At 38.1% G+C, this 18,358-nt stretch carries 12 protein-coding genes; 11 read left to right on the top strand and 1 reads right to left on the bottom strand.

Annotation, left to right across the window (positions count from 1 at the left end):
* The first annotated feature begins 340 nt into the window (after positions 1 to 340).
* From GHT08_RS13010 to GHT08_RS12980, 7 genes are all read left to right on the top strand, one after another.
* On the top strand, positions 341 to 2,887 hold the full coding sequence (locus GHT08_RS13010) for a PEP/pyruvate-binding domain-containing protein (RefSeq protein WP_163581820.1): 2,547 nt from the start codon (positions 341 to 343) through the stop codon (positions 2,885 to 2,887).
* Between the two features lie 794 nt (positions 2,888 to 3,681).
* Positions 3,682 to 7,365, top strand: coding sequence for a nitrate reductase subunit alpha (locus GHT08_RS13005; protein ID WP_163581819.1), 3,684 nt, complete (start codon positions 3,682 to 3,684; stop codon positions 7,363 to 7,365).
* Positions 7,355 to 8,830: a nitrate reductase subunit beta gene (narH, locus tag GHT08_RS13000; protein WP_163581818.1), complete on the top strand. Its 1,476-nt coding sequence runs from the start codon at positions 7,355 to 7,357 to the stop codon at positions 8,828 to 8,830. Before GHT08_RS13005 ends, narH begins: the two co-directional genes overlap by 11 nt.
* A gap of 13 nt (positions 8,831 to 8,843) precedes the next feature.
* Complete coding sequence (gene narJ / locus GHT08_RS12995) at positions 8,844 to 9,473, top strand: nitrate reductase molybdenum cofactor assembly chaperone (protein WP_163581817.1); 630 nt, start codon at positions 8,844 to 8,846, stop codon at positions 9,471 to 9,473.
* A 19-nt stretch (positions 9,474 to 9,492) separates the two neighbouring features.
* A complete protein-coding gene (narI, locus tag GHT08_RS12990) occupies positions 9,493 to 10,182 on the top strand; it encodes a respiratory nitrate reductase subunit gamma (protein WP_163581816.1) in 690 nt (229 codons plus the stop codon).
* Positions 10,183 to 10,197: 15 nt separating this feature from the next.
* On the top strand, positions 10,198 to 11,652 hold the full coding sequence (locus GHT08_RS12985; protein ID WP_163581815.1) for a tetratricopeptide repeat protein: 1,455 nt from the start codon (positions 10,198 to 10,200) through the stop codon (positions 11,650 to 11,652).
* Between the two features lie 37 nt (positions 11,653 to 11,689).
* Positions 11,690 to 11,845 carry a YozQ family protein gene (locus tag GHT08_RS12980; RefSeq protein ID WP_163581814.1) on the top strand — a complete coding sequence of 52 codons (156 nt, stop codon included), beginning with the start codon at positions 11,690 to 11,692 and terminating at the stop codon, positions 11,843 to 11,845.
* Positions 11,846 to 12,058: 213 nt separating this feature from the next.
* On the opposite strand, the gene GHT08_RS12975 is transcribed toward GHT08_RS12980, so the two are convergent.
* Positions 12,059 to 13,324, bottom strand: coding sequence for a glycoside hydrolase family 18 protein (locus tag GHT08_RS12975; protein ID WP_163581813.1), 1,266 nt, complete (start codon positions 13,322 to 13,324; stop codon positions 12,059 to 12,061).
* A gap of 165 nt (positions 13,325 to 13,489) precedes the next feature.
* Between GHT08_RS12975 and GHT08_RS12970 the strand changes: the two genes are divergently transcribed.
* The 4 genes from GHT08_RS12970 (at position 13,490) to GHT08_RS12955 (ending at position 17,753) form a co-directional block, all read left to right on the top strand.
* Entirely contained in the window at positions 13,490 to 14,029 is a 540-nt protein-coding gene (locus tag GHT08_RS12970) for a biotin transporter BioY (RefSeq protein ID WP_163581812.1), read from the top strand.
* 179 nt (positions 14,030 to 14,208) lie between these two features.
* Positions 14,209 to 14,979 carry an alpha/beta fold hydrolase gene (locus GHT08_RS12965; RefSeq protein WP_238343574.1) on the top strand — a complete coding sequence of 257 codons (771 nt, stop codon included), beginning with the start codon at positions 14,209 to 14,211 and terminating at the stop codon, positions 14,977 to 14,979.
* Positions 14,979 to 16,553: a UDP-N-acetylmuramoyl-tripeptide--D-alanyl-D-alanine ligase gene (locus tag GHT08_RS12960; protein WP_238343571.1), complete on the top strand. Its 1,575-nt coding sequence runs from the start codon at positions 14,979 to 14,981 to the stop codon at positions 16,551 to 16,553. The genes GHT08_RS12965 and GHT08_RS12960 overlap by 1 nt, the downstream gene beginning before the upstream one ends.
* A gap of 21 nt (positions 16,554 to 16,574) precedes the next feature.
* The gene (locus GHT08_RS12955) at positions 16,575 to 17,753 is read left to right on the top strand and encodes a D-alanine--D-alanine ligase family protein (RefSeq protein WP_163581810.1); all 1,179 of its coding nucleotides are present in this window, start codon (positions 16,575 to 16,577) and stop codon (positions 17,751 to 17,753) included.
* Positions 17,754 to 18,358 lie beyond the last annotated feature (605 nt).

The following is an 18,358-nucleotide window of genomic DNA, read 5'->3' as shown; positions in this document are numbered from 1 at the left end:
GCCGAAGCGATGGTTATGTGATTGATATATTTCAAAATGGTCACTAAAACAATTCATTTCGAATAGTCCTCTTGTAAACCTCCTGAAGCACCTTATTTCAAGTAACTCGTGTAGTATAGCGGTCTCCTAATCATTAAGAATGCCTATTTTTCTAACATTTCGTGTCAATTAGACCATTTCTAATCGATGGTAACTAAATCCATTCTGCATCAAACGAATACACACAACACTTTACTTATCAACTTATTGGAATGTATTGATGCCTAATCGATATAGGATTATGATGATATGATGTTATAATTAGAATATAAGGTATTTAAAGAAGTGGTTGGTGATCAAGATGGAAATGGAATTAAAAATATCCACAGGAATTCCTGGGTTTGATAAGACGATTGACTCGCTGAGACTAGGAGATAATGTAGTATGGCAAGTGGATAACATTCATGCATATAAAGATATTATTACTCCGTATGTTGACAAAGCTTTACAAGATGGTCGAAAAGTTATCTATGTACGCTTCGGTAAACATGAACCATTGGTCGAAAGAGAAGGAGTTCAACAGTATAATGTTGATGCTAAAAAAGGATTTGAAAGCTTTGCTACTGAAATTCATCGGTTAATTGAAAATGAAGGATTTAAAACGTTTTATGTATTCGATAGTTTGACGGATTTATTGTCAAGTTGGTGTTCGGATTTAATGATCGGCAACTTTTTTAAAGTGTGCTGTCCTTATTTATATGAATTAGATACAGTTGCATATTTTGCGATTAACCGGAATGTTCATACTTATGCAACGATCGCCCGAATACGTGAAACTACACAAGTTTTGTTAGATTTGTATGAAGTGGATGGCAAACACTATATTCATCCATTAAAAGTATGGCAACGCTACTCCCCTACGATGTTTTTCCCTCATTTAATTGAAGATGAGCGAGTAAAGAGTATTACAGCAAGTGCAGAGGCATCTGCTTTATTTTCTAATATCAATCGTGTGGAAGAACGGATGGATTATTGGGATGTTATTTTTTCAAGAGCATATGATGACTTGCAAAAAGATCAGGTGACGCAAGAAAAAACAAAAAGATTTTTGGTGACTCTTTTACTAGGTGAAAAGTCGAGAATGTTTGACCTATGTGATCAATATTTTACATTACAAGACATATTAACAATTGCGTCTAGAGAAGTAGGTACAGGCTTTATTGGTGGGAAAAGTGTCGGGATGCTGTTAGCTAGAAAAATATTAAAAGAAGACAAAAAGAATCGCTTTGCAAAATATATGGAAGCACATGATTCTTTTTATATTGGATCTGATATTTTCTATACGTATATTGTGCAAAATGGTGGATGGAAATTGCGTGTTAAACAAAAAACAAAAGAAGGCTATTATAAGTATGCAAGGGAACTACGAGAGAAATTACTAAATGGAGAATTCCCTTCCAACATTAAGGAACAATTCGTCCAGGTACTCGAATATTTCGGTCAATCTCCGATTATTATTCGTTCCAGTTCGTTGTTGGAAGATAATTTCGGAAATGCATTTGCCGGAAAATATGATAGCGTCTTTTGTGTGAATCAGGGCACACCGGAAGAGCGTTATAAGGCATTAGAAGATGCGATCCGTACTGTATACGCCAGTACGATGAATGAAGATGCACTGGAATATCGAATGAATCGTGGGTTATTTGAAAAAGATGAACAAATGGCAATTTTGATTCAGCGAGTATCTGGTGATCACTATGAAGATAACTTCTTCCCGCATGTTGCTGGAGTTGGTAATTCTTCCAATCTTTACGTATGGGACAAAAGCGTTGATATGGATGCAGGTATGATTCGTTTAGTATTTGGATTAGGTACTAGAGCGGTGGACCGAACCGTTGATGACTATGCCAAAATTGTTACATTAGATCAGCCGACAAGGAAGCCGTTAATGCATATGGATGATTTAAAGAAATTTTCACAGCATGGAGTCGACGTTTTATCGATGTCGAAAAATCGATTGACTAGTGTGAAGGTTGATGAGGCAATAGCCAATGTTTGGGATGTTGAGCGTAATCTATTTGCGTCGATTGATACCGAAACAGCTTTCCGTTTAAAGGATTTAGGTTATAAGAATATGCCGACACCATATATTCTCGATTTTAAAAACTTATTAAAAAATTCTACATTTCCAGAAGTGATGAGAGAAGTTTTAGCAGAAATAGCGCGTGTTTATGATTATCCTGTCGATGTAGAGTTTACTGCTAATTTCCGTGGTAAAGATGACTTTAAGATTAACATTGTCCAATGTCGACCATTGCAAACAAAAGGATTGGGGCAATCAGTAGAGATACCAGAAATAAAACCTGACGAAGCCTGTTTTATACAAACAAAGGGTAACTTTATGGGAGGTAATGTACGTATTCCAATCGATTATTGTATTTATGTAGATATGGATGATTACCTCCATTTAAGTGAACAAGATAAATACAGTGTGGCCCGCACCATAGGTAAAATAACAAGAGATCTCAAGAATGAACGTGTTTTTCTGATTGGTCCGGGACGATGGGGTACGTCTACACCATCATTAGGTGTTCCTGTCCACTTTTCAGAAATTCAGCATGTGTCTGCTATCTGTGAGGTCTCCTCGCAAGAAAAAGGTTTTATGCCGGAATTATCCTATGGCAGTCACTTCTTTCAAGATATTGTTGAATCAGATATTTTTTATGCCGCTATTTTTGATGGAGAAGAAGGTGTTCGATTTGAACCTTCTTACGTGACTAGCCAGGAAAATATCTTAACGAATTGGGTAGAAACACCGACAATTCCAGAAGAAGTGATCCACGTTAGTAAAGTAACGGGGATGGAACTATTATCAGACATTGTGAAGCAGAAGTTATTGTGTAGATAGTCAATTGTATTACTGAAATTGGAAAACTCCAGTAAAAATTATAAAAAGCTTTTTCTGATTTGGAAAAGTGCTGATTAACTCGTAATGTTAATCCTACAGTTTGTTGCTGTAGGATTTTCTTATGGAGTTGTGTCCGTAAGCATTTTATGGGCAGTTTAAATGGAGATGTCTATGTAGGCGCAAAAAACTAGTCGAACTCACTTTATATTGCAAAGAAGCGGTATTTCGCAATAAACGAGAGCGATTTCGCAATAAAGAAGCGGTGTTTCGCAATAAACAAGAGCGATTTCGCAATAAAGAAGCAGAGTTTCGCAATAAACAAGTCCCATTTCAAAATAAACAGCTGCATCATAAAAAAGTTATCTCTTTAAAAAAAGTTCGTAAAGCATACATCGAACTATCATAAACTAACATTTCACACGGAAAACCTCCCATTTTAATGATAGATTTCCCGGTAATGATTCGTTTACCGGGAAAACCGTTCACTTTCATTGACAGATTTCCTTGTTAACCTAACTTTACAGGGAAATCTTACAGTTTCATTTAGAATTTTTGCTCGTGAAACGAATCATTAAGATAGGAAAGTAAGAATTCCACCTTTGCATATTTACTTCAACTGATTAAACTTTTCAAACATTTTCAATCAAAAAATATAAAAATATATCAAAGCTTGATATCTCAGTGTTTGTCACAAAATCGTCACGGTCTGGTGTGATGTTGTTCACACCTTGTATTGGTGTGTTCGTGATTTAATGAACATAAGCAATAGAGATTGGGAACACGGAGGGATCAAGATGCCAAACAAAAAATCTCCATTATGGCAACGTATGAATTATCTAAAACCAAAAGAAAAATATGCAAACGATCATAGCCAATTACAGGAAGGTGATCGGGATTGGGAAAATGTCTATCGCAGAAGATGGCAGCATGACAAAGTGATTCGCTCTACACATGGTGTCAATTGTACGGGCTCTTGTAGTTGGAATATATTTGTAAAAGATGGCATTGTAACCTGGGAAGGGCAGTCAATTGATTATCCTTCTATAGGACCAGACATGCCAGACTTTGAACCACGTGGCTGCCCAAGGGGAGCAAGCTTTTCTTGGTATATTTACAGTCCGCTGCGTGTTAAATACCCTTATGTTAGAAAAAAATTATTAATGTTATGGCGTGAAGCTTTAAAGATACATGAAAATCCGTTAGATGCTTGGAAGTGTATTGTGGAGGACCCGGAAAAAGCACGAATGTACAAAAGTGCTCGAGGCAAAGGTGGTTTAGTTCGTGCAGATTGGCAAGAAGTCACTCAATTAGTGGCTGCTTCTGTTTTATACACCACGTTAACATATGGATCAGATCGTAACATCGGTTTTTCACCAATTCCGGCGATGTCCATGGTTAGTCATGCAGCAGGAAGTCGCTTTATGTCATTGCTCGGTGGACCAATGCTTAGTTTTTACGATTGGTATGCAGACTTACCACCAGCATCTCCACAAATTTGGGGAGACCAAACAGATGTACCTGAAAGCTCTGACTGGTACAATTCCGGTTATATTATGACTTGGGGTTCAAACGTACCGTTAACCCGTACACCAGATGCACACTTTTTGGCAGAAGCACGATATAAAGGAACAAAAGTAGTGTCCGTTAGTCCGGACTATGCTGAATCGACCAAATTTTCAGATGATTGGATGTCGGTGAAACAGGGTACAGATGGTGCTGTTGCGATGGCGATGGGGCATGTGATCTTAAATGAGTTTTATCAAAAAAAACGCACGCCATATTTTGAAGACTATGCCAAACAATATACTGATTTTCCTTTTACCGTAAGATTAAAACAAAAAGGAGACACTTATATTGCCGACCGTTTTCTGCATGCGAAGGATTTAGCATTAGAAACGACCAATAGTGAATGGAAGCCGTTAATGTACAATGCTTTAACAGAGGATTTCGCTGTGCCACAAGGAACGATGGGTAGTCGCTGGGACAAAGAGGGTAAATGGAATCTGAAGCTAATTGATGAACGGAATGGGGAAAAGATCGAACCAGTTCTAGGCTTTTTAGGAATCGAGGATAAGATCAAAACAGTAGAAATTGCTTATTTCGATGCTAATACAAGATCAACGATGAAGCGTAACATTCCGGTGAAACAAGTAGTAATCAATGGGAAAATCGAGCATGTTACAACAGTTTATGATTTAATGCTCGCCAATTATGGTATTGACCGGGGCATTGGCGGTGATGTTGCGTCATCCTATGATGAGATCGAAGCCTTCACACCGGCATGGCAAGAGAAAATTACTGGTGTCGATCGAAATCTAGTAACCAAAATTGCTCGTGAGTTTGCGCAAAATGCGATTGATACCAATGGCCGCTCGATGATCATTGTCGGAGCAGGCATTAACCACTGGTTCCATTCCGATGCGATCTACAGAGCAGTTGTCAACCTGGTGATTATGGTTGGTGCACAAGGGGTAAACGGCGGTGGCTGGGCACATTACGTCGGTCAGGAGAAGTTACGTCCTGCCGAAGGATGGAACACGATAGCAACTGCAAAAGATTGGCAAGCACCGCCGAAACTACAAAATGGAACATCCTTTTTCTATTTTGCAACGGATCAATGGCGCTATGAAGAAACATCGATTAATGAGTTAACAGCCAAAACGGTTGACGAGGCAAGATATGAACATCCAGCAGACTATAATGTATTAGCAGCAAGGCTAGGTTGGTTACCATCTTATCCAACATTTAAGCAAAACAGTACGAAAGTTTACGAAGATGCGGTGAAAGCTGGTAATCAAACACAAGAAGAAATCGGTAAATATGTGGCCGATCAATTAAAAGAGAAACAACTAGAATTTTCCATAGAAGACCCGGACAATCCGGTCAACTATCCAAGAACTCTTTTTGTCTGGAGAGCCAATTTAATTTCTAGCTCGGGAAAAGGTCATGAATATTTCTTAAAGCATTTACTAGGCGCAGATCATGGATTATTAAATGATGATCAAGACAGCCTACGACCATCAGAAATAAAGTGGCGTGATCAAGCACCAGAAGGAAAGTTAGATTTACTGGTTGACTTAGATTTCCGTATGGCAGGAACCGGTCTTTATTCCGATGTGATTTTGCCTGCAGCAACATGGTATGAGAAACATGATTTATCCAGTACCGATATGCACCCGTTTGTACACCCGTTCAACCCAGCAATTTCGTCACCATGGGAGGCAAAATCGGATTGGGATATTTTCAAAGCATTAGCAAAAGGGGTTTCAGATTTAGCAGAAGAAGTAGATTTTGAAGCATTTAAGGAAATTGTCACAAGCCCATTACAACATGATACACCACAAGAAATTGCACAACCATTGGGTGAAATCAAAGACTGGTCAAAAGGTGAATGTGAACCAATTCCAGGTAAAACAATGCCAAATGTTCATGTCGTAGAACGTGATTATAAACAATTATATAAAAAGTTCACTTCACTGGGGGATAATATTGCGAAAAATCCTTACGGTGGCAAAGGAATCAATTGGTCCATGGAAAAGGAATATGAACAAACAAAGCATGCCATTGGTCAAGTAGAAGAGGAAGGTATATCAAAAGGTCTACCCAATATCACCGATGCTCGAGATGCATGTGAAGCAATATTACGTCTGTCATCAACGACAAACGGTAAAGTAGCAGTGAAAGCGTGGGAAGCATTAGAAAAACAAACAAACTTAGAGCTGAAAGATTTAGCGGAAGAACGAGAGGAAGAACTGTTTACCTTTGAGCAAATTAATGCTCAGCCCAAAACAGTCATTACGTCCCCGGCATTTAGCGGCTCAGAAAAAGGTGGCAGAAGGTACTCCCCTTTTACTACCAATATCGAAAAATTAATTCCGTTCCGTACGATAACCGGAAGACAGTCATACTTTGTAGATCATGAAATGATGAAAGAATTTGGAGAAGAAATGGCGACGTATAAACCAATGCTCCACCATACACCGTTTAAGAAGGATCGCCCGCCAGTGGAAGGGAAAGAAATAACGTTAAATTACCTGACCCCACACAACAAATGGTCGATTCACAGTATGTATTACGATGCACAGCCAATGCTGACCTTATTCAGAGGCGGTCCAACTATTTGGCTTAACAAAGATGATGCAAGTGAGGCTGGTATTGAAGATAATGACTGGATCGAGTGCTTTAACCGTAATGGTGTGGTCGTTGCCAGAGCAGTTGTTTCACACCGGATTCCGAGGACGATGGCATTTATGCATCATGCACAGGACCGTCATATTCACGTACCTGGAACCAACTTAACGAAAAATCGAGGTGGTACTCATAATAGTCCAACCAAAATTCATATGAAACCTACCCATATGATTGGTGGCTACGGACAGCTTAGCTACGGCTTTAACTATTATGGACCGACAGGAAATCAACGTGACTTACATGTTGTCATTCGCAAACTAGAGGAGGTTGATTGGCTTGAAGATTAAAGCACAAATCGGGATGGTCATGAATTTAGACAAATGTATTGGTTGTCATACATGCAGTGTAACGTGTAAAAACACCTGGACAAATCGTCCGGGTGCAGAATATATGTACTTTAATAATGTCGAAACAAAACCTGGTATCGGCTATCCGAAACGCTGGGAAGATCAGGACCATTATAAAGGTGGCTGGGAGCTAGATAGCAAGGGAGAATTAAAATTAAAATCAGGTTCCAAAACAAAACGGTTGATGAACCTTTTTTATAATCCATATCAACCAACTATTGATGATTACTATGAGCCATGGAACTATGATTATGAAAAGTTAACGAATTCCGAAGAACGTAAACATCAACCGGTAGCTCGTGCAAAATCAGCTATCACTGGTGAGTTTATGGATTTGGAATGGGGACCGAACTGGGAAGATGACTTGGCTGGTGGTCATATAACAGGTTTGCGTGACCCTAACGTTGAGCAAATGGAAGAATCAATCAAAACTGAGTTCGAAGACGTATTTATGATGTATCTTCCTAGAATTTGCGAACATTGTATCAATGCACCGTGTGTATCTTCTTGTCCATCAGGTGCAATGTATAAACGAGATGAAGACGGTATTGTATTAGTGGATCAAAATGCATGCCGAGCATGGCGTCATTGTGTAACATCATGTCCATATAAAAAAGTCTATTTTAACTGGAAAACAAATAAAGCGGAAAAATGTACAATGTGTTATCCACGGATTGAAAATGGCCAGCCGACGATTTGTTCTGAAACATGTGTAGGCCGTATCCGTTATATCGGTGTCATGTTGTATGATGCAGATCGCGTATTAGAAGCAGCATCTGTTGAAGATGAAGATAAATTATATGAGGAACAATTAAAAATATTTTTGGATCCTAATGATCCAGAGGTGATCAAACAAGCGAAAAAAGATGGTATACATGATGACTGGATTGAGGCTGCACAAGAGTCACCTATTTATCGAATGATTATTGATTGGAAAATCGCATTACCTTTACATCCCGAATACCGCACAATGCCAATGGTATGGTATATTCCACCACTAAGCCCCGTGATGAACGTAATCGAAGGAAAAGGCAGTATTGCAGACGTTGACGATATTTTCCCAGCGATTGATGATATGCGTATTCCAATTGAGTATCTCGCCAACCTTTTAACAGCCGGAAATACGGATCATATACGGACTGTACTGAAAAAAATGGCGGTAATGAGAAGCTTTATGCGAGCAGAAACAACTGGAAAAACCTTTGATGAAGAGATTATGAAGGAATTAGGTTTAACGAAAGAAGAAACTAGAAAAATGTTCCGTTTATTATCGATTGCGAAATATGATGATCGTTTTGTGATTCCAAAAAGCCACCGTGAAGATGTTCGGGATTTATATGAGGATCAAGGTGCATGTGGTCTTGATTTTGCTGGTGGACCAGGAAGCTGTGGCGTCTTGTCCTAAGGAGGGAAATAGTATGAAACATGAAGTGATATCTTCAACCTACCAGTTAATCAGCTTTTTACTTCGCTACCCAACTGAAGAGCATAGGTTGGCGGTTGAAGAAGCCCAACGATTTGTTGCTGAAATCGAGGAACTATCCATTAAAAAGTCGCTCACAGGTTTTCTCGATGCTATTTCTGAATGGGATCAGGATCAATGGGTAGAACATTATATCGAAGTATTTGATTTCGGCAAAACTTCTAACTTATATATGACTTATTTAAAGCTAGGGGAACAAAAAGAAAGAGGTTTAGAACTATTAAAGCTGAAGAAATTTTATGAAGCGGCTGGTTTTGAAGTAACGGATAAGGAACTTCCTGATTTCTTGCCTTTAATGCTTGAATTTTGTGGAGAAGCAAGAAAAGAAATAAGGCTCGAGTTATTAGCAAAACATGTCGCAGCGATTGTAGAAACGAAGAATAAGTTAGTCAAATTCGAAAGTGCTTATCATCTTCTATTAAACGCATTAATCACATTGATAAAGGCTGAAGGGTTGGAAGTAGAGGAAGAAGCGCTAACTGTAGATGAAAAGCCATTGTCTTTAGAAGATGTTCGTATCATGCAATCGATGCGTGAACAATTAATTAACAATCAGCTAAGTTAAAGGAGAAAGGAGCAGAACAATGAGTGCTTCCATCGATTGGATTCTATGGGGAATCCTTCCTTATATCGTGTTAACCATATTCATTGGTGGTCATATTTATCGCTATCAAAAGGATCAGTTTGGCTGGTCCTCCAAATCAAGTGAATTTTTAGAGAAAAAACATTTGCGAATCGGCTCGACTTTGTTTCATTGGGGAATGTTGTTTGTCTTAGGTGGTCACTTTCTTGGAATATTAGTCCCTGTAACTGTTTATGAATCATTCGGTGTTACCGAGCATCAGTACCATATAATCGCACTTGCATTTGGTATTCCAGCAGGGATTGCAGCAGTGATCGGTCTTGTTTTACTCTGTTATCGTCGTTTAAGTGTACAACGGATTAAAAAAACAACATCCAAAGGCGATTGGGCCGTCTTATTCTTTTTAATGATTGTTGTCGTGTCAGGTTTATCAGCAACGTTTTTAAATGTCGATTCACATGGGTTTGACTATCGAACAACGATTGCACCTTGGTTTAGAGGGTTATTCATATTTCGAATTGAACCGCATTTAATGGCGGAAGTCCCTGTTTGGTTTAAAATTCACTTACTTGCCAATTATGCTTTTGCATCGATTTGGCCGTTCACTAGAATGGTGCATGTGTTCAGTTTCCCTATACGTTACTTGTCAAGAAGCTATGTCATCTACAAGAAACAAGTTCGAAAAGCTTAAAAAGGTGTGATAAAAATGGAATGGAAGCAAAAAGCAAATGCCATAATCAAAAAAATGAAACTAGGTCAGCATCAGCTGGTACAACGAGATGTGGTGGAAATCGAACAACAGTTGAAAAAAATAGAGGAATTGTCTAATGCTGAACTTCTATTTCTTCATTACACAGTAGCTTTATTTTATCAGGCAGAGAAGAACTATACCTTAGCTTCTCATCATTTTCAACAAGCTATGAAGCACCGCTATCGTGATCAGGAGGCAGAGCAGATTTGGTTGCAGGCTCATTTTGCTTTTGCCAAATTGGATGAACAGTTTAAGCAATTCAGTCAGGCAAGAATGACATTAGCAAAGGTATTGCAATATCTTGAAAAGAAACAAGCGGATAGTATCGACATAGCACTTATTTATCAACGGATCGGCTGGCTGTTTTATCAAGAAGAAGAATTACATCAGGCCCACACCCAAATGGAACAGGCTCGAAAACTAATGTTGGAAGAGTTAGAACCAGTTGATCCAATGGTAATGAAGGTTACCGATCAGTTAGCTGATATCTATCTCGCTTTGGAACAACCGGAACTAGCGATTCAATTGTTTGATAACATCACTGCTAGAGAGGACACCTTGCTTTCAGATGAGGGCAAAGCAACCCTGTTGATGAAAACAGGAGAGCTGTACTTTCATATTGATTTAAAAAAGGCTCGCCGGATCATTAATCAAGCTATAAAACTGGTGAATACAGAGCATCCGTTATCTGTAAGAGGATTTATGTTGCTTGCAGAGATTGAAGAAAATCTTAAAGTATTTCCACGTGCAGTAAAATATTATGAGCGAGTCATGGAGATTATCAATCAAAAGTATGACATAGACCATTTTCTTGTCGTGTTTTTGTATTCTAAATTAGGTACGATTGCGTTAAAAATGGGCGAAGACCAAACAGCAAAGCATTTTTTAGAAGCGGGTTTACCCTTATCAGATAAATATCCAAAGATTCGCATGCAGTTTTTATATGCTTTAGGAAAGATTTATTCCAAACAAGAAATATATGATCAAGCATTGGATATGTATACTGAGTTTTTACATGGTCTAGAAATACAAGATAAAATGCGAACATTAGCGTATGCCAATACCTTACAAGCCATTGCTTATAACTTTTTAATGCAAGCTGATTTAGATAATGCGATTGTACGTTATCATGAAGCACTTTCGATTTATAAAAAGTTAGGATCCAATTGCCGCAATGAGAAAGGATTAACTACCATTAGACTAGGTTATAGCTATTATCAAGCAGGGGAGATAAAGCAAGCTGAAAAATATTATGAACTTGGAGCCGGGACAATTGAAAAAGTAAATGATCAAGCGATCAAACAAGAAGCTTATTTAGCATTAGTAGAATTTTATAAGGAAACCAATCAGCCGAAAAAACAATATCAGTTCGAACATAAATTAATTCAATTCAACAAAAAGAGTATATAATTGGCCAGTGGGTTTATGCTAAAAGTGAGGTGATAGTATGGATCCAAAAAAGAATACCAAAATCGCAGAACGAAATTATGAGGTAGAAGATTATAAACGAAATGATCAAATGAGCAAAGGTTTAGCCGAAACACATGAACAAGTGTCAGATAGCTATATGGCCGGAGACAATGACGAAGAACAGACTGAGTAAAAGAAGCTTGTTTCTTAAGAAGTTATAAGACTAGCTAACAGAATTATTCGATTTACGTCAAAACACGAACATCAATGGATGCTCGTGTTTTTGCTTTAGAAAAGCATCATTCTTCCTTTGGTAAGATATATCCAAGGAAGAGAACCCGATATCTAAGGAAGGGTGGTAATCGATAGTGTATGCTTTATGTTTGTCCCTCCAGAACTAGTCGATTTATGTAACCATAAAATGATTACTTAAATAATTCCAATTCTGTGGTGCCGGCAAATTCAATTGCCAGTATGTTACACCTAACAATTGATACTGATCGACTACATTATATTTTTCCCGATAACTCCTAATATCCTCAAACCAAACGATATGCTCCTCCATTTCCTCCCAATATCGATACCACGGTGAGGCAGCAACCTGATCAAAGGCAATTACTGTTTGGGCAGAGATTGCCTGGTTTTGGGCACCTATAACTGATAAAGCAGCAGTCGTATTATCAGTTACTCTCCAATCATATCCATACAAAGGAAAAGCAATTTGTACCTTGCGAGAATCAATTAAGCTTGTTGCATATCGGACAACCTCGTACATCCACCACAACGGTGCTACCGGATCGGGTGGACCGCCTGGATATCCATAATCAATGGTCATAACAGCTACCACGTCTGCAATCGCTCCAATTGCCTGATAGTCATAGGCTCCTACAATCGGGTTTGTTGGCAAATCTTCTGTTTTTGCATGTACATTAACATGTAGAATAAGCGTACCAAGCGCAGTTTTCAATTCATTCAAAAATGTATTAAAATTATCTCTTTGTGCAGGAGGAATAAATTCTATATCCAGGGAAACTCCGCCATATTCTTTTTCATGAATAAACTTTAATAAACTATCGATTAAATTTCTCCGATAAACGGAATTAGCCAACACGTTCCCAGCTAACTCTGCATCAAAATCTTCCGATGTAAAGTTACGAATCATTAATAGTGGGGTGACACCGAGCCGGTTACTTTCTCTTACGATCTCTGTATCATCTAATAACACATAGGCATTGCCTTCTGAAGTAAATGAATAAGATACAACTGCTAAATATGTAAGCATATCAGATAAATTTTGAAGAATAGGTAAAAAGGTTTGTGGTGAGTAAGGAACAATAAATCCTAATGTTTCTATTTGAGGCTTCAATAATGTTGGAATCAAGAGTCTTTGACCAATATATAATTGCTCTGGACCTACTGTGGGGTTTGCATGTAATATTGCTTCTACTGTGGTGTTAAAACGATTAGCCAACTGCCAAAGCGTGTCTCCTCTTCTGACGATATAAGGTCTCAGCTGACCATTAAGTCCTTCTGGAATATAAAGAGCTAGACCAGGTATGATACTATCCGGATTAGACAAACCATTCACTTCAACAATACCAGAAACTGAAAGTTGGTATTGATTTGCAATTTGCCATAAAGATTCTCCGCTTTGGACAACATGAACGGTCATTCGTTTTCACCCCTTGTTCCTAGTGTATGGTCTTCCATTTATTAATTAGAACTAAAAACTGCAAAGAATCGTTGCTAGTCTAATCTTCTTGAAAAAATATAGTTGTCTCTCTTAAGTTTTTGTGTTAACTTTTATTTTATGATGGTTAACGAAAGGGAGAGAATAATGCATTCTAGCAAATTACGAGCACTTATTTTAGCAAGTATCTTCACAGCAATTACGGCTATTTTAGCACAATTACAAGTACAATTATGGGTTGTTCCATTCAGTGGACAGACATTAGCTGTAGGCTTGACGGCAACGATTATCGGCAGCAAGCTTGGCTCGCTTTCGATGTTTGGCTACTTGTTAATCGGTCTGATCGGTCTTCCAGTATTCTCCGGTTTAACAGGAGGACCACAAGTTTTAGTCGGGCCAACCGGAGGTTACATTTTTGGCTTTATTGCGACTGCTTACATAACTGGACTCATTTTAGAAAAAACATCCTTCAATTTCAAAATGGCATTGATCGCAAATATTATGGGAATGTTTGTTACCTTGGCAATTGGCATGACTCAGCTTAAATTCGTGGCAGAATTAAGCTGGAGTGCAGCAATGGCTTCAGGCGTATATCCATTCCTAATCGTTGGAATCATCAAAGCCATTCTTGCAAGCTGGCTTGGAATTATGATAAGGAATAGATTAATCAAGGCAAATTTATTGTAGATAAGAGGGACAGGTTAATGGACTGATATCGGTACATTAAATCTGTCCCTCTGTCTTGTTTTATGGTATGATTATGGATGTGAAATTTTTCTTTCTAAATAGCAATTTTGCGTCATATAGTAGAAGTAATGTTCGAAAATTATAAGTTGAGATTAATAAGGGAGCGTTCATTCGTGTTTATGGAAATTGACCAATTAAAAATACATTATAAACAAACTGGTGAGGGTCGCCCTGTCGTTATGCTTCATGGTTGGGGAACGAGCCTCGATTTGTTTGAGGATTTACAAAATAGTTTAAGTGCTCATTTTCAGGTTACGTCCTTGGACTTTCCAGGATTTGGTCAAAGTCATGAACCACCTGAAGCATGGGATGTAGGCAGATACACAGATTTCTTTGAGCAGTTTTTAGCAAAGTTAGATATAAACAATCCGATACTAATCGGTCATTCTTTTGGCGGAAGAGTATCAATAAAATATGCAGATCGACACCAGGATAATGTACATAAGATGATATTAATAGGCAGTGCTGGTGTGAAACCGAAGCGTAAAGCAGATTATTATGTAAAAGTATACACGTATAAAACACTGAAAAAAGTGTTAAGCTTACCAATTTTAAATCGTTATAAAGATGAAATTATTGCAAAATACCGTGGTAAAGCGGGATCTTCGGATTATCAAAATGCATCTAGAGTGATGCAGCAAACATTAAGTAAAGTGGTTAACGAGGATCTACAGCACCATATGCCCAATATTAAAGCACCGACATTATTAATTTGGGGTGCAAATGATACGGCAACGCCTGTACAAGATGCGAAAATGATGGAAAAGTTAATTCCAAATGCAGGATTAGCTTTAATTGAGAATGCAGGCCATTATGTGTTTTTAGAACAAAAACGTCGTGTCGCGGTGATTGTAGATACTTTTTTAGAAGAGGATAAAGGAGCAGTTTGATGATGCAGATTATATTTTCAATTGTCAGTGTATTATGGATGGTATATGCATTCTTTCGAGTGAAACAATCGATCCATATGCTGCAATTAAACAGTTATTTTAACAATCGATTATGGCGATGGATGACAGAGCATTGGTCTAAAGTTGTACCAGTTCATGAGTGGTTAGCACTTATTTTCGCCCTACTATTATTTTTGGAGTGGAATTGGCTCATATTCGTGATCGCATTGCTAGGTCTGTTCGTGCCTAAAACTAAACAAGAAAAGAAAAAATTAGCTGTTACCGCACGTGTCAAACGCCTGATTACGACTATTGCGATTATTTATCTTTTCTTATTAGCAACTAGCTTGCATTTTATTTGGAATGATTACCCGTTAAGCTATGCTGGGTTAGTTATTGTACTAGGTTCGATCTTCACATATGTTATTGTTTTATTAGCGAACCTTATTAACAAACCGATAGAGAATAGAATTAAAGAGTATTATTATCAAGATGCTAAACGTATCATTGATAGTGCGAAAAATACCGATACGGTTGGTATTACCGGTAGTTTTGGCAAAACAAGTACAAAGTTTATTTTAGATACTATTTTGTCATCACACTTTAATACGCTAAAAACACCGAACAGTTTTAACACGAAAATTGGTGTAACCATTACTATTCGTAATTCTTTAAAGCCATATCATGATGTATTTATTGCCGAAATGGGTGCGAAAGAGCCTGGCAATATTCAAGAAATCTGTGAGTTAGTAGGGCATAAATATGCGATTCTAACAGCAATTGGGGAACAACACTTAGAAACGTTTAAATCATTAGAAAACATTAAAAAAACAAAATATGAGATTGTTGAAACATTGCCTGCTGACGGCATTGCTTTCCTAAATCGTGATGATCAAAACATTATGTCTTATACCCCGAAAAATCAGTGCCGTAAAGTTTATTTTGGAATCGATGATAAAGAATCAGACTATCTAGCTTCTGATATTCGTTTTCACAAAAAAGGTACTACTTTTAGGGTGACAAACAAAGCAGGCACATTAGATGCAGATTTTGAAACAAAATTATTAGGTAAGCACAATGTATATAATATTTTGGCTGCCATTAGTGTGGCGTGGGAAATGGGAGTACCTCTTGCCAAACTGCAAATGGGTGTGAAAAAGATACAGGCAGTAAAACACAGAATGGAAATAAAGAAAGGATTCGGTAATTTAACGGTAATTGATGACAGTTTTAACTCGAATCCAACTGGTTCTCGAATGGCTTTAGAAGTACTTTCTTCGATGGAAGGATTTAAAGTATTAGTGACACCAGGTATGGTAGAATTAGGTGATAAGGAATATCAATATAATAAAGCATTTGGTGAATATGCGAGTGATGCGTGTGATTATGTGATTTTAGTAGGTGAAAAACAAACAAAACCTATTCAGGATGGACTTCGTGAAAAAGGCTACCCTGAGGAACAATTATTTATTGCAAAAGATTTAAATCACGCAATATCACAAATTCAAGCATTGAACCGCCAAGATGCAATTATCTTATTGGAGAATGATTTACCTGACACATATAACGAGTAATGATATTGGGAGGAATAGGCTGTGAAAACGAAAGTAGCCGTAATCTTTGGTGGAGTATCTGTAGAACATGAAGTTTCCGTTATCTCGGCACTTCAAGCATATAATGCAATTGATCGATCCAAATATGAACCAGTACCGGTTTATATTAGCAAAACTAAAGAATGGTATACAGGCGATGTATTAACAGATATCGAAAATTATAAGGACTTAGACCAGTTGTTTAAACAAGCTGACAAAGTCGTATTGGAGCAAGAAGGGGAAGGGAATATTGTATTAAAGAAAAAGGAGCGTTCTCTTTTCTCAAAAGGAGTTATTACAACGATAGATGTTGTCTTCCCGGTTATTCATGGTACAAATGGTGAGGATGGGTCATTACAAGGTTATCTGGAATTATTAGGTCTTCCTTATGTTGGCTGTGATGTTGCGTCATCAGCAGCCGGTATGGATAAAGTAATGATGAAGCAGATCCTACGTGATTCCGGTGTGCCGATAGTGGATTACGAATGGTTTTACTCTAGTCAGTGGCACGAGGAACAGGATCGTATTAAACAATTAGCAGAAAAAGTAGGTTATCCGGTTATCGTGAAACCTGCAAACCTAGGATCAAGTGTAGGGATTTCAAAGGCAGAGAATGAAGAAGAATTAGAAGAAGCAATCGAGCTTGCCATTTCCTATAGTTTTAAAATAATTATTGAAAAGATGGTAACAGATCTCACGGAGGTTAACTGTTCTGTCATAGGCGATTATGAAAAAGTGGAAAGCTCTGTATGTGAACAAGTGTTGAGCACCGATGAAATTTTATCATATGCAGACAAATATCAGAGTGGCGGTAAAACAGGGGATACAAAAGGAATGGAAAGTGTAAACCGGATTATTCCTGCAGAAATTAGTGAGGAAGCTACTGCAAAGGTTAAAGAACTGGCAGAGAAAACCTTTCGCTTATTGAATGCAAGTGGTGTTTCTCGAATTGACTTTTTGTTAAATCCTGATGGTGAGGTTTTTGTCAATGAGATCAATACGATTCCAGGTTCACTGTCTTTCTATTTATGGGAACCAAGCGGAAAAGATTTTCAACAATTAACAGATCAACTAATCCAACTAGCGTTAAAACGAGAAAGAGAACGTCAATCGATCCAGTTCTCCATCGACACCAACCTTTTCTCGCTACACAGTAAAGGCCAAGGCTCAAAAGGAAAATAAGTAATGTTGAAGACACGGAATTCACCGTGTCTTTTCTTATCAGATAGGAAAGTATATAATACGCAGCATGATAGTGTTTTTGTATCATAGGTGGTCATTTTGAAATGATATGTAGACGGAAAGCATCGCTCCGGCTGCCCGCTTCCCGCTTCCCGCTTCCCTTTCGGTGGGGTTTTACCTTCAGCTAACTTTCCAAGCAAAAACCGCTTGAAAAAGGGGATCTTCAGGTAAAACAGTTTCCACAGGAGTTGACGCGGGCGGCCTCCGCTATAAAGCAGCTCTACACCGTAAGTGACAGCTAATTTTTTGAGGTTTTATACCATGTAAAATAAAAGCTGTAATGTCCGTACATTAAAAAAATGTAGAACGTTAATTAGCGTAGGCGCCCACTTCGACTCCTGTGGGATCAGCGTGATCTGAAGATCCACTTTTGTAAAGCGATTCTTTTTACAAAAGTTAGCTGAAGACACGGCCCACGGAAAGCGAAGTGGGCAAGCCGAAGCGGTTGTTAAGCCTATTATTCATGTCAAAATAACTACTTAGCACAGGACCGGGTGGGCTTTCCGAGTTTTTCTGTTAAGACAGAAAGTATAAAACTTGCGCAG

Origin of the sequence: Gracilibacillus saliphilus (assembly GCF_010994085.1) — a bacterium.
In the GTDB taxonomy this organism is placed as follows: Bacteria; Bacillota; Bacilli; order Bacillales; family Amphibacillaceae; genus Gracilibacillus; species Gracilibacillus lacisalsi.
This window is presented reverse-complemented; position numbering and strand designations above follow the sequence as displayed.

Coding starts and splice junctions, on each gene's coding strand:
- GHT08_RS12980 (WP_163581814.1), top strand. CDS start 11,690: ATGGATCCAAAAAAGAATACCAAAATCGCAGAACGAAATTATGAGGTA.
- GHT08_RS13005 (WP_163581819.1), top strand. CDS start 3,682: ATGCCAAACAAAAAATCTCCATTATGGCAACGTATGAATTATCTAAAA.
- GHT08_RS12985 (WP_163581815.1), top strand. CDS start 10,198: ATGGAATGGAAGCAAAAAGCAAATGCCATAATCAAAAAAATGAAACTA.
- GHT08_RS12960 (WP_238343571.1), top strand. CDS start 14,979: ATGATGCAGATTATATTTTCAATTGTCAGTGTATTATGGATGGTATAT.
- narI (WP_163581816.1), top strand. CDS start 9,493: ATGAGTGCTTCCATCGATTGGATTCTATGGGGAATCCTTCCTTATATC.
- GHT08_RS12965 (WP_238343574.1), top strand. CDS start 14,209: ATGGAAATTGACCAATTAAAAATACATTATAAACAAACTGGTGAGGGT.
- GHT08_RS12970 (WP_163581812.1), top strand. CDS start 13,490: ATGCATTCTAGCAAATTACGAGCACTTATTTTAGCAAGTATCTTCACA.
- narJ (WP_163581817.1), top strand. CDS start 8,844: ATGAAACATGAAGTGATATCTTCAACCTACCAGTTAATCAGCTTTTTA.
- GHT08_RS13010 (WP_163581820.1), top strand. CDS start 341: ATGGAAATGGAATTAAAAATATCCACAGGAATTCCTGGGTTTGATAAG.
- GHT08_RS12975 (WP_163581813.1), bottom strand. CDS start 13,324: ATGACCGTTCATGTTGTCCAAAGCGGAGAATCTTTATGGCAAATTGCA.